Genomic DNA, 12,893 nt, shown 5'->3' with positions numbered 1-12,893 from the left:
ATTAACAAAATTTTAAATGAAAAAATTCGTCCTGCTGCTTTTTTCGTTCCTGCTCTTAAGCTGCGCTAGCAGGAAAGATATCGTCTATTATCAAGATATTGATCAAAGGGAATTTTTGTCGATTGAGGAGATTAATTCTCATCCAAAAATACAAATCAACGATATTCTTAGCATCTCAACGGCCGCTTTAAACCCAGAGAGCGTCATCCCCTTTAGTTTCAATACTGGGGAAAACAACAATCAAAACAGACAGGTAGAGTTATTGAAGCTTACAGGCTATCTAGTGAATAGTGAGGGTGAAATCAATTTCCCTCAACTTGGAAAAATTAACGTGAAAGGTAAAACCACTCAGGAAGTACAGACTATTCTTGAAGAAAAATTATCTATTTATATCAAGGACCCTACTGTGAATATCAGAATTATCAATTACAAGTTTACGATACAGGGTGAGGTAAAACAGCCGGGCACTTTCGAAATCATAGAGGAAAACATGACTCTCCCGCAGGCCCTCGGTCTTGCTGGGGATTTAACCATCAATGCTAGAAGAGATAATATCATCATTTACCGACAGGAGGGAGAAGAACGAGAGGTGAAACGTATCGACCTTACCCAAACCGACTGGATGAATACAGACTATTTTTTTGTCAAACCGAATGACATTATCTATGTTGAACCAAACAATCCTAAAGTGAAATCTGCAGGGTTTGTAGGAAATGTCGGCACATTATTATCTGTCGTTTCCATTTTGTTTTCTACAATTGTATTATTGGTTCGTTAATCAACACCTATGGAAAATCAGAATTCACACCTCAATGTTAATTCCACCTCAGAAGATAGTAGTGAAGATCTTAAGAAGATTGTACTGCAGTATCTCAAATACTGGCCCTGGTTTATTATTTGTGTGATCATATCGGTATCGATAGCTTTTATCTATTTACGCTATTCAACCAATATCTATCAAACCAATGCTCAGGTTAAAATATTAAAAGATCAAAGTGGGCTCGATCTTTCTGGATTAAGCGGTGGTTCTCCTCTCATAGATATGAGTAAAGTCAATCTTGAAAATGAGAGAAGTGTACTGAAGTCAAGGCGAATCGCTCAAAAAGTAGTTGAAACCCTGAATCTAACCAGCAGTTATTATAAATCTGGAAGCATAAAGTCCTTAGAAATTTGGGAAGCTGAACGCCCTTTTACTGTATCCTGGATTGAAAATGACAGTGTTTTTGATGTTCCAACCCCTTTATATTCTGTTGAGTTTAGATCCATCAACGAATTTGAAATTCAAAATCCAGAAACTAAATTTTCAAAAGTATTTACTGTTGGAGAGCCTATGCTAGTAGAAGGTTATCCTCTTATCTTAAGCTTTAATCCTGACTATAATGGGGACATCACCCAACTTCAAGGATCAACTTTTAATTTTAAATTTCGATCACTATCCCAAGCCGTGAGTTCACTTTCTGGGAGAATCAGTGTTGAGCCTTTAGGCGATCGAAGTGAAATTCTTGACATTTCCATCAAAGGGCAAAACAAGCAAAAAAATGAAGATATTTTAAACGCCCTAATCGAACAGTTCAACTCCGATGGGATTGACGACAATCGGTTAGTCGCTAAGCGAACTGAAGAGTTTGTGATTGAACGTTTAGAATTCCTGGTGAGTGAACTCGATACTGTGGAGGGTGGATTAGCTACTTTTAAAAGTGAAAATGATATTGTTGAAATCGAAAATAACGCAACTGCCCTATTTAGCAAAAGCACAGAAGCTGAGTTGAGGGTTTTTGAAATAAGTAATCAATTGTCTTTGACCAAAAACTTTAAAGACGAATTGCTTGAACAAGAAAAATACGAACTGCTTCCCGCCAGAATTGGGATCACCAATGATAACATCAATAGCTTTACTGATACCTATAACGAAAAGGTCTTAGAACGTGAACGGCTGTTGATTTCTTCGACCTTGGAAAATCCTAGCGTAAAAGAAATAGAAAAAATTATTGAGCAACTGAGAAGGAATATCCTAACCACCATTGATAATTACATCAAAAGCCTTGAAATCTCCCTCAGGGAAGTAAAGCGACGTGAAAACGAGTTCGACTCAAATATTGGTAAGCTTCCACAGCAGGAAAAAGAGATTAGGAATATTAAACGCCAACAGGCTGTAAAAGAAAAACTATACCTGTTTTTGCTTCAAAAAAGAGAAGAAGCTGCTCTGTCCTATGCGATTACAGCACCAATAATTAAGGTGGTGGACTATGCCTACACCCAACCTTCACCAGTGAGTCCAAAGTCACAAATTATACTGTTATCAAGTCTTGTGGCTGGTCTTGTTGTTCCTTTAGGTGTACTTTACATTCTATTTTTATTTGATACCAAAATCAAAACAAAAGATCAAATCAAAGCATATTTGCCTAATATGCCTATCGTGGCTGAAGTACCTCAGCATCAGGATAAGCAAAATAAAATTATTCTGCCCAATGACAGATCTTCACTGGCTGAGTCCTTTAGGATTATGAGAACTAATCTCAATTTTATGCGTCTAAAGGACCATGAACATTCCTCGGCAAGTTCTGAGGTTGTATTTATTACTTCAACCACAAAAGGAGAAGGAAAAACCTTTGTCGCCATCAATTTGGCCTCTACTTTGGTAACGGCTGGAAAAAAAGTCTTACTAATGGGCTGTGATCTTAGGAACCCACAGATTCATAATTATTTGAATTTAACAAAGGACAGAGCTGGTGTGTCTAATTACCTTTATAGTGATGAACTCAGTTTTGATGATCTTGTTATCAGAAATTCTATTGAAACCTTAGATCTAGATGTTGTCCTATCAGGAGATATTCCTCCAAATCCAGCTGAAATGCTCATGAGTTCAAAATTTGATCAGCTGCTTCAGGAAGCTAAAAATCAATATGATTATGTGATTATAGATACGGCACCTACCATATTGGTGACCGATACTATTTTGATATCTCACCATGCTGATATTACCCTCTATATTACCAGGTCTGGATATACAGATACTCGTTTATTACCTCACATCCGTGATATACAGGAACAGAAGAAATTATTAAATATGGGGGTTGTCATTAATGGGCTTGATGAAAGTGGCATCAATGCTTATAATTATGGTTATGGCTATGGCTACGGAGAAAAACATCAAAAGAAAAAATCCTGGAAGTTTTGGTAAATCAAATGCAAACTTACTCTGTTAGATTACTCAAGCTATCGACTATAGTACTTGTCTTGTTACTCGTTTCTTGTGGCAGTTCTAAAAGAGCTAAGGAAGCACAACTGAAAAGAGAAAATACTGTAACCAGTATTGTTAACTATTCTAAGACATATCTCGGTACCCCATATCGATATGGAGGTATGAGTCCATCTGGTATAGACTGCTCTGGATTATTACACCTTTCTTTTATACGCTATGGAGTTGAATTACCAAGAACGGCAAGAGCCATGTCTAAACAAGGGGATAAGGTGAACTTAAAGCAAGTGGATGTTGGAGATTTGGTCTTTTTTAGAACCTCCAAAAGCAGTAGAAGAATCAATCATGTAGGGCTTGTGGTTCACAAAACCAATAAAACCATAGATTTTATTCACGCCAGCACCTCACAAGGTGTCATGATTTCCTCCATCAACAACCCCTATTGGAAGAAAAACTACGTAAAAAGCAGGCGTGTGATTAACTAATCTTAGCAAACATATCATGAAGTATGTAAACCACCCTTTATTACAAATCTGTTTGGTGTTCATACTTGGAATATGGTTTGGTTTTACAGATTTCAACTTCGAGTTTAGGCTATATGTTTATGTTAGTGTAACTATATTCTTACTTTTCTCTATTTCCCTCTTACTTGCTCGTAGATTCTCCTCATTTAAGATTGTTTACACCGTCATAGCCATTTTACTTGTCTTTAGCCTGGGAGTGTTTAATACTAAAGTGCATGAACCCGAGAACCAACCTAATCATTTCACGCAACAACTAGAGGAAGAAGCTTTGGATGATAATAGCTTAGTAAGCTTTAAAGGTAATGTAGTACGCCGCTTAAAATCAAATGCCTTTAAAGATAAATATGAGCTCAGTTTAGTCACTTTAGAAGGAAGAAACATAAAGGGAAAGCTTCTGCTTCAGGTGGAGGCTTCCCAACAGGTGGATATCAGGTCTAATTCTGTAGTTTTTGGTTTGGGCACCATAAAAGCATTTCAAGACCCATCCAATCCTCAACAGTTCAACTATAAGGACTATATGGCTACTTTACAGATGAGTCATGTAATAGATACAGAGCGGGATTTTATTCAAGTAGAAGATCTGGTGAGTTTTAGTATGATTGGGTTTGGTGAAGCAGCAAGAGAAGAAATTATATCAGCTTTAGGTCGACACGAGTTTTCTCAAGAGCAATTAAGCCTAATACAAGCGCTATTGTTAGGTCAAAAACAAAATATAGATCCAGACACATACAATGAATTTTCAAAAGCGGGTGTCGTTCATATATTAGCAGTATCTGGGTTACATGTGGGTATAGTTTTAATCATTCTTCAATTCATCACAAAAGCTTTGCTTCGAGTTAGAAACGGTAAAATAATTAGGACTATACTGGTTGTCATAGGGATTTGGGGGTTTGCAGCTCTCGCCGGTTTCTCAACTTCTGTACTTAGGGCTGCGGTGATGTTTTCTTTATTAAGTATTGCTCTGAATAGCAGAAGGAAAACCAGCACTGTCAATACACTTGCAATTTCTGCGGTAATATTATTAATCTATAATCCCTACTTTATTTTTCAGGTGGGTTTTCAGTTGAGTTATCTTGCGGTGATTAGCATAGTTACGCTTCAGCCAAGACTTTTCAAATTATACAAACCAAGGTATATCATCGATAAAAGAATTTGGGAGATTGTAACAGTAACTGTAGCAGCACAGGCAGGGGTTTTACCTTTGAGCCTCTATTATTTCCATCAATTTCCTGGATTGTTTTTACTTAGTAATTTAGTAATTTTACCTGGTTTAGGACTTTTGCTTGGTGGAGGAATACTCATCATCTTCTTAAGCTTGGTTGGCCTTTTACCTGATCTACTAACAAAAGCCTATGGGTTTCTATTAGATCTTTTAATCGCCTTTGTCAATTGGATAGGTTCTAAAGACGACTTGATTTTTTCAGATATCTTTTTTACCAAACCCATGCTGATATCGAGTCTAATGCTGCTGCTTAGCTTGTTTGTTTTTAACTCGAAACGCAAGGGGGTGAGCTATGTCTTTCTGAATTTATCATTGCTGGCTTTAATGCTCTGTATGTTTATAGAAAAGCAAAATCAGCTTCAACAGGAAGAAGTAGTAATATTTCAGGCCTATCAACAGTCTCAATTAGGAATAGTAAAAGGAAAACAATTGCAATTATATACAGATCAGCCTTTACTTAAAGATTCAATCATGGAGCAATACCACATAGCTAACTATAAAACTCTAAGGGGTATTAAAACAATAAGTATTAGTGATTTTGAGCCTGTCTATGAGTTGAACCCTAAAGAATATTTACTGGTACTCGATAGTTTACCTGCATATCCAAAAAACTCATTTCAACCTGCCTACCTCTTGCTGAAAAACTCTCCTGATATCAATTTAGACCGTGTCATTTCTGACTTAAAGCCGAAACAAATCATTGCGGACGCCAGTAATTATAAATCGGATATAGACCGCTGGAAATGTTCAGCAAAAAAAGCAGGAATCTCCTTGCACTCCACCTGGGAAAAGGGTGCTTTTAAGCTCGTAAAGGATTAGTTGGTAAAGCTACCTTCAAAATTAGACTTATAGTCCTGCCAGGCTTCTTGTGTGGTCAATCGCTTGTACTCATCAGAAGCAATCATTTTAAGAAAGATTTCCAGCTGCTCTGCGGTTCTATAACCAACAACAGGAGAAATAACATCTGCATTCTCATCGAAAAAAACGACTGTTGGATAAGCCGAAACCTTTAATGCGTTAGCAAAAAAATGCTGTGCATTTCGTTTTCCTTTGCGCTCTGGTTTATAATTGGGGTTCGTATACTCAAAACCTTTATAATTAACGATTTCGGTACCTTCTGCATTGAATTTTACCGGATAATAATGTTTGTTGACGTATTTGACTAAGTCTGGATTGGTAAAGGTGTTTTTATCCATCATTTTACACGGTCCACACCAGTCTGTATAAATATCAGCAAATATTTTTTTTGGCTCCTTTTCTTGTGCTTCTAGAGCTTCATTCATGGTCATCCATTCAATTTGAGCTTGAATGGAATGCACCATAAAACAAAGCATTATGACATAGGTATACTTCATACTATTTTTTTACTTCATCATCTGCAAGCTCGAAGCCTTCTGCTTCCAAACCTTCAATTTCTTTTTCTTCGGCTCCATGCGTTAATCGTTTCAATGGTTTGAGAAGTAATATCACAAGAACACCGAAAGCTACAGTAAAGACAATAATCCCAGAAAAGGTCTTAAATTCTAAATCTGTCTGAAACTGATCTACATCTACTCTACCTACATAATTCCCTTCTTTATAATCGAATTTTAGAAAGGTGAGTAATTTGTCTTCTTCAGAGGGTGAATAAGTGTCAATTCTATCTCTAAGCTCTTGTTGAGCATTTTCTCCCTGATAGGTAAAAAGCGAATTTATTTTTTCACCTGTAGTTACTTCCTCAAAAATAAGTTCATCTGAAGCATTAATGTAAAGCTTGGTATCTAGCGTAAAAGCTTTATTACTGATGAAGGTACTATCAGCTTCATGATTCGGCACAAAACGCTTAAGTTCTTCTTGAGTGGAAGACAACTCGATGTTAATTCGTTCGGCTTGAGATGATTCTCCAATAATACCGGCCACTTTATTCCCTAAGCCGGTTGCAGCAAAATACAGTCCCATCATTAAAGCTCCATAACGCAGTGGCGCAAGTTTAGTGATAAATGAAAGGGCTACTGGTGAGGCTGATAGTTCCCCGATAGTATGTAACAGATAAGCAAAAATGAGCCAGTAAATTGCAGATTCACCGTTGGCTTCATAATCCATAGTCGCAAAGACCATAAACACAAAACCCAGTCCCATGATAATAACTCCCATCGCCATTTTAAAAATGGAAGAGGCTTCTTTACCGTTACGCTTCATCCAGGCCCAAAATCCAGCTACCGGAATACCAAAAATGATGATATAAGACGGATTGAGCGATTGGAAAAAGGCTGCTGGAACTGTATAATCAAAGGCTGGTAAAAAGCGATCTGTTTTTTGTTGAGCATAGATGTTTAGCAAACCTCCTGCCTGTTCAAAAGCTCCCCAGAATACAATCACAATTAAGAAAGAAAGCAACAGAACTATAAAACGATCTTTCTCTACTTTACCATTCAAATCTTCGAAAACCGTCATCATAAAGCCAACGACAACTGATAAGAAAATAAAGAATATAATATAGGCGGTCACCTCGGTTTCCATGAATTGAATAGGAATGACAAAAGAAAGTGCCACTAAGAGAATAACCACTGCTAGTGACTTTTTGGTAGACAGCATGCGTTGGAAAATTTCTTTAATAGAGACCGATTGTTCGTCTGCGTCGATCAGGCTACTAGGCTTATTGCCTACATGCGTTAAATACCGCTGACCAAAGATATAGACCAACTGGCCTAAGACCATACCAATGGCAGCCAGTCCAAATCCGTAATGCCAGCCATATTCTTTAGCTACAAGACCTACTAAAATAGCAGCTACTGCAGCACCAACATTTATACCGATATAAAAGATTGAGAAGCCTTTATCTCGTCGGGGATCTCCCTCTTTGTAAAGTCCTCCTACCATCGTAGAAATATTGGGTTTCAACATCCCAACCCCTAAAACGATGAGTAAAAGCCCGCTAAAAAAGGCCCAGTCTTGTTCGATCGAAAGCACACCGTGACCAGCCACAAGCAACCAACCACCAATCATCACTGATTTCTTTTGTCCTAGTATTTTGTCGGCTATAATCCCTCCGGGAATAGATACGACATAAACCAACATGGTATACCAGCCGTATGTGGCTAAAGCTTTACCCTCTTCCCAGCCAAGGCCAGGATTATCTGAGCTTACTTTGGCTAACATATATAAGGTAAGAATAGCACGCATTCCATAGTAGGAAAAACGCTCCCATAACTCTGTAAAAAATAAAATATAAAGACCTGCTGGATGGCCAAATAGCTCTTTTTGATATGCTGGTTTAACTGTGGCTTCCATAGAGTCTATAAGTTTTCTTTAATAAAATTAGTCATTAATGTATAGAGGTGAAGACGGGTATTACCGCCATAGATACCGTGATTTTTGTCTGGATAGATTCTCCAGTCAAATTGCTTGTTGGCCTGTACCAAAGCTTCAATAAGCTGCATGGTATTCTGAACGTGCACATTATCATCTGCACTACCATGAATCAATAAATAGTTGCCTTTATCGAATTTATCGACGTGTGTAATTGGTGAGTTATCGTCGTATCCAGAGGCATTTTCCTGAGGCGTGGTCATGTAACGTTCGGTATACACCGTATCATAAAATCTCCAGCTCGTGACAGGCGCCACAGCGATAGCTGTTTTGAAAACGTCATTGGCCTGAAACATGGCATTGGAAGCCATAAATCCGCCATAACTCCAACCCCAAATTCCTATTCTGCTAGCATCAATAAAGGGCTTATTTCCAAAATATTTCGCAGATGAAATTTGATCTTCAAGTTCATATTTACCAAGTTCTTTTTGCGTTACTTTTTTAAAGTCCCGGCCTTTATAACCTGTTCCTCTTCCGTCTACGCAGGCTACGATATATCCTTGCTGTGCAAGCATCTGGTACCAGTAATCATTGGTGCCAAAAAAGGTGTTAGAAACCGACTGAGAGCCTGGTCCAGAATACTGAAACATCAATAATGGATAGGTGTTCTCAGGATTAAAGTTGGGTGGCTTAATCATCCAGGTGTTTAACTCATTGCCATTAATTTGAATGGTAGATAACTCTTTTTTAGAAAGCTCATAATTGTCAAGCTTATCTAGCAAAGCTGAATTATCCTTGATCTCTCTTACCAGTTCTCCGTTGCTGGCTTTATGTAAAGTGTAGACCGCTGGGGTTGATGTATTGGTAAAGGTGTTGACGAAATAGGTGAAGTCTGCACTAAAATCTGCACGGTGGGTTCCTGTTTTACGGGTTAGTCTTAGTTTGTTTTTACCATTAGCCAAAACAGAGTAGACATCTCGGTTAACACTTCCGTTTTCTGTACTTTGGAAATAAATTCTTCCAGACGTATCGTCAAAACCATAGTAATTGGTAACCTCCCAGGCTCCATCCGTAACCTGATTGATCAATCTACCGTCTTGTGCATAATGGTAAATATGCTTCCAGCCATCCTTTTCACTGGTCCAGATAAAGCTATTATTGTTTAAAAAGGTTAAATCGTCTGTCACATCGACGTAGGCATTATCCTTTTCAGTTAAGACAAGCTCAGGTGTTTTGGTGTCTGCATTAACAAGAAATAATTTTAACTCGTTCTGGTATCTGTTTAAAGTTTGAACACTGAAAAGGTTTTCATCCTGAGTCCAGTTTAATCTTGGAAGATATTCGTACTCTCCTAAGTCAATCTTTGAATTTGTTTCGGAGTCAAAATCAAAAAGATGAAGACTTACTTTGGCGTTATCCTCCCCTGCTTTGGGGTACTTGAAAACCTCCTGAGTAGGATATAAATCTCGGCCATATGAACCATAGAGATCCATTGAGAACTCCTTTACTTCGCTTTCATCAAATTTTAAATAAGCAATTTTATCGCCGCCTGGACTCCATTCAAAAGCTCTTACAAAAGCAAATTCTTCTTCATACACCCAATCCGTTACTCCATTGATGATTTTATTCTTCACTCCATCGGTAGTGATTTGGACTGTAGATTTGGTGTCCAAACTCATTACAAATATATTATTATCCTTTACATAGGCTACTTTATTGCCTTTAGGTGAAAAACTCGGTGACTGAATTTTAACCTCATCAATTTTAACTAGAGACTTGTTATTCAAATCATACACATAATACACCCCTCTTCTGGACCTTCTAAAAATTGATTCTACTTCGGTGCCTAAGATGACCTTTTTCTCATCTTCACTTAGTTGAAAGGTCTGAAAAATCGAAAGACCAGGAATAGATTGACTGCTAAACATGGTCCCAGTTTTTTCGCCAGTTTCATAGCTGAAAATATCTACGCTCATGTTTTGAGATGCTCTGTCATAGTCCTGTACGATGTAGGATTTACCGTCTTTCAATGACTGTAAGTTTTGCATACGCTCCTGGCTAAACTCTCCACTCCAAATATCCTCAAGGGTAATCTGTTTGGTTTGAGCATAATTTGGTGATGCTAGACTTATGAATAAGATGACAATGAAACTAAATACAAGGTTCTGACTTTTCATGGTTTTCAATTTGAGGGTCAATTTTACTAAAAAAAGACCAAAAATCACTTACTTTTTTTATTAAAACTCCAATCTATATTTGATTTGAAAGGTCATAAGGTGCAAAAGCTGCCTAAGCGATATCAGAAAATTGAAATCTGAGATTCAAGTTTGTTATTAATTATGAAGTGTATCTTTGTTATTCATCTTTTAAAAGATTCTAATGTCACAAATTTCTGGCTTCTCAAAGTTGTCCAAACCTGAAAAAATAGACTGGCTCGAAGAACACTATCTATCGGATTATCCTTCTGCTAAAAGAATTATTAAGCAGTACTGGAATTCAGATGAAAAACTTCAGAAACTCCACGACGAGTTTACAGAAAACACCATATCCAATTACTACCTCCCATTAGGGATCGCACCTAATTTCAGCATCGATGGAGATCTTTATGCCATCCCTATGGCTATCGAAGAAAGTTCCGTTATCGCTGCAGCAAGTAAGGCTGCAAAGTTCTGGCTGGATAAAGGTGGTTTTAAAACCAAAGTTATAGGAACAACCAAAGTGGGTCATGTTCATTTCAATTTTAAAGGAGAGCCTAAAGATCTAGAAGCCTTCTTTGAAAGCAATAAATCTAAATTTTTAACAGAGACGGCTTCCATTACTAAAAATATGGAGAAGCGAGGTGGTGGTATTAAAGACATCGTGCTTATAGATAAAACCAATGAGCTGGATAATTATTACCAGCTGTATTGCACCTTTGAAACTGTAGACGCCATGGGAGCCAATTTCATCAATTCGTGTCTGGAACAATTTGGTCAAACTCTGGAAAAAGAGGCGACAACTTATGAAGCCTTTGCAACTCGTGCGATTTATCCAGAAGTGATTATGTGTATCTTATCTAATTACGTTCCAGAATGTCTGGTGAGAGCGGAAGTATCCTGTCCTGTAAGTCAGCTAGGTGAAACTGAAAAAGAAGCGCAAGAATTCGCGAAAAAATTTTCCCAAGCTATCAGAATTGCAGAAATAGAACCCTACAGAGCAGTCACTCATAATAAAGGCATCATGAACGGAATTGATGCAGTGGTTTTGGCCACGGGTAATGATTTTAGAGCTATAGAAGCAGGCGTTCATGCTTATGCAGCAAGAAACGGACAGTACAGTAGTTTAACTCATGTAACTGTTAAAGAGGATGTATTCAGGTTTTGGATCGAGCTTCCTTTAGCATTAGGAACCATCGGCGGCTTAACAAGCTTACACCCACTGGTGAAATTATCTCTAGGCGCTTTAGGACATCCATCGGCAGAAAAATTAATGAAAATCACTGCTGTTGCAGGATTGGCCCAAAATTTTGCAGCTGTCAACTCGTTGGTCACCACCGGGATCCAAAAAGGACATATGAAAATGCATCTGATGAATATCTTGAATCAGTTTGAAGCCAATGAAGAAGAACGTAACAAAGCTGTAGACTATTTTAAAACCCACACGGTTACTCATTCAGAAGTCATTCAATTACTTGAAAAATTACGCTCCTAGTGCACACAGAAACCTTTTACAGTCACGGAAAATTATTGCTAACCGGAGAGTATTTGGTATTAGACGGAGCCAAAGCCTTGGCCATACCTTGCAAGTTTGGGCAGACCTTACATGCGACTGCCACCCAAAACTTAAACTCCAGTTGGACCAGTTATGATGATAAAAATCAAATTTGGCTGAACTTAGAATTTAAGATGCATGAGGTCCTTTCTAAGATGAATATAGGGAAATCTGAACCCGAAGCTCGATTATTCGAAATCTTGTTGGCAATAGATCAATTAAATCCAGAGGCTTTAAAATCAAATTTTGACTTCGAAACCAGACTTGAGTTCCCAAAAGAATGGGGACTTGGTAGTTCCTCAACGCTTATTTCAAACCTTGCTCAATGGGCTAATGTGGATGCCTATCAGCTGTTGAAACTCACTTTTGGTGGAAGTGGCTATGATATTGCCTGTGCCATGTCAGCTTCTGCACTTTGCTTTCAACTGGTAAAGAATAAGCAACCTAAAATTGAATCTGCCTCTTTTCCAGATGCCATCAAGCCTTACACCTATTTTGTACACTTGGGACAAAAGCAAAATAGCAGATCTGCCATTATACATTACAGAGCTAATCCCCCTAAGGATCTAAACGCTATTATTTCTAAAGTAGATCAACTTACTCATCAGTTTCTACAGGTCTCATCTTTGGAGGAAGCCCAGTATATTTTGGAACAGCACGAAAACCTGCTTTCAAAAGTGTTACAAATGAATACTATCAAATCCTCTAAGTTTTCTGATTTTGACGGCGCTATCAAAAGCCTCGGGGCCTGGGGTGGAGATTTTATCATGGTCTTATCTCAACACAACCCAACATCTTATTTTGAAAAAAAGGGTCTTGAGACCATACTTTCTTACCAGCAAATGGCCTTGTAATCGTTGGTCTAATATGCCTTCAAAAGCTTATTCTAAAACTCATCATGCTTAAGGTA

At 37.9% G+C, this 12,893-nt stretch carries 9 protein-coding genes; 6 read left to right on the top strand and 3 right to left on the bottom strand.

The window, feature by feature from the left end:
- Positions 1 to 16: 16 nt before the first annotated feature.
- From F598_RS0102390 to F598_RS0102375, 4 genes are read left to right on the top strand one after another with little or no spacing between them, the layout of a single operon-like run.
- Positions 17 to 778: a polysaccharide biosynthesis/export family protein gene (locus F598_RS0102390; RefSeq protein ID WP_019037420.1), complete on the top strand. Its 762-nt coding sequence runs from the start codon at positions 17 to 19 to the stop codon at positions 776 to 778.
- Positions 779 to 787: 9 nt separating this feature from the next.
- Complete coding sequence (locus F598_RS0102385; protein WP_019037419.1) at positions 788 to 3,181, top strand: GumC family protein; 2,394 nt, start codon at positions 788 to 790, stop codon at positions 3,179 to 3,181.
- A gap of 5 nt (positions 3,182 to 3,186) precedes the next feature.
- The gene (locus F598_RS0102380) at positions 3,187 to 3,684 is read left to right on the top strand and encodes a C40 family peptidase (RefSeq protein WP_019037418.1); all 498 of its coding nucleotides are present in this window, start codon (positions 3,187 to 3,189) and stop codon (positions 3,682 to 3,684) included.
- 16 nt (positions 3,685 to 3,700) lie between these two features.
- A complete protein-coding gene (locus tag F598_RS0102375) occupies positions 3,701 to 5,764 on the top strand; it encodes a ComEC/Rec2 family competence protein (protein WP_033408234.1) in 2,064 nt (687 codons plus the stop codon).
- On the opposite strand, the gene F598_RS0102370 is transcribed toward F598_RS0102375, so the two are convergent.
- Genes F598_RS0102370 through F598_RS0102360 form a run of 3 tightly spaced genes read right to left on the bottom strand, consistent with a single transcriptional unit; the run spans position 5,761 to position 10,410 of the window.
- Entirely contained in the window at positions 5,761 to 6,300 is a 540-nt protein-coding gene (locus tag F598_RS0102370) for a thioredoxin family protein (protein ID WP_026302465.1), read from the bottom strand. The two genes, F598_RS0102375 and F598_RS0102370, sit on opposite strands and share 4 nt — an antisense overlap.
- Position 6,301: 1 nt before the next feature.
- Positions 6,302 to 8,215 carry a peptide MFS transporter gene (locus F598_RS0102365; RefSeq protein ID WP_019037415.1) on the bottom strand — a complete coding sequence of 638 codons (1,914 nt, stop codon included), beginning with the start codon at positions 8,213 to 8,215 and terminating at the stop codon, positions 6,302 to 6,304.
- 5 nt (positions 8,216 to 8,220) lie between these two features.
- Positions 8,221 to 10,410, bottom strand: coding sequence for a S9 family peptidase (locus tag F598_RS0102360; RefSeq protein WP_026302464.1), 2,190 nt, complete (start codon positions 10,408 to 10,410; stop codon positions 8,221 to 8,223).
- Positions 10,411 to 10,612: 202 nt separating this feature from the next.
- On the opposite strand from F598_RS0102360, the gene F598_RS0102355 reads away from it, so the two are divergent.
- Both F598_RS0102355 and F598_RS0102350 read left to right on the top strand, forming a co-directional pair.
- The gene (locus tag F598_RS0102355) at positions 10,613 to 11,923 is read left to right on the top strand and encodes a hydroxymethylglutaryl-CoA reductase, degradative (protein WP_019037413.1); all 1,311 of its coding nucleotides are present in this window, start codon (positions 10,613 to 10,615) and stop codon (positions 11,921 to 11,923) included.
- A complete protein-coding gene (locus F598_RS0102350; protein ID WP_019037412.1) occupies positions 11,923 to 12,837 on the top strand; it encodes a GYDIA family GHMP kinase in 915 nt (304 codons plus the stop codon). Before F598_RS0102355 ends, F598_RS0102350 begins: the two co-directional genes overlap by 1 nt.
- The last annotated feature ends 56 nt before the right edge of the window (positions 12,838 to 12,893 follow it).

It is taken from the genome of Psychroflexus tropicus DSM 15496, assembly GCF_000378765.1.
Taxonomy (GTDB): Bacteria; Bacteroidota; Bacteroidia; order Flavobacteriales; family Flavobacteriaceae; genus Psychroflexus; species Psychroflexus tropicus.
The sequence above is the reverse complement of the archived record's forward strand: the minus strand, read 5'-3'. Positions and strand labels throughout refer to the sequence as shown.

Bases quoted from the DNA above. Each gene is read 5' to 3' on its own strand.
- F598_RS0102385 (WP_019037419.1), top strand. From the start codon at position 788: ATGGAAAATCAGAATTCACACCTCAATGTTAATTCCACCTCAGAAGAT.
- F598_RS0102360 (WP_026302464.1), bottom strand. From the start codon at position 10,410: ATGAAAAGTCAGAACCTTGTATTTAGTTTCATTGTCATCTTATTCATA.
- F598_RS0102380 (WP_019037418.1), top strand. From the start codon at position 3,187: ATGCAAACTTACTCTGTTAGATTACTCAAGCTATCGACTATAGTACTT.
- F598_RS0102370 (WP_026302465.1), bottom strand. From the start codon at position 6,300: ATGAAGTATACCTATGTCATAATGCTTTGTTTTATGGTGCATTCCATT.
- F598_RS0102365 (WP_019037415.1), bottom strand. From the start codon at position 8,215: ATGGAAGCCACAGTTAAACCAGCATATCAAAAAGAGCTATTTGGCCAT.
- F598_RS0102355 (WP_019037413.1), top strand. From the start codon at position 10,613: ATGTCACAAATTTCTGGCTTCTCAAAGTTGTCCAAACCTGAAAAAATA.
- F598_RS0102375 (WP_033408234.1), top strand. From the start codon at position 3,701: ATGAAGTATGTAAACCACCCTTTATTACAAATCTGTTTGGTGTTCATA.
- F598_RS0102390 (WP_019037420.1), top strand. From the start codon at position 17: ATGAAAAAATTCGTCCTGCTGCTTTTTTCGTTCCTGCTCTTAAGCTGC.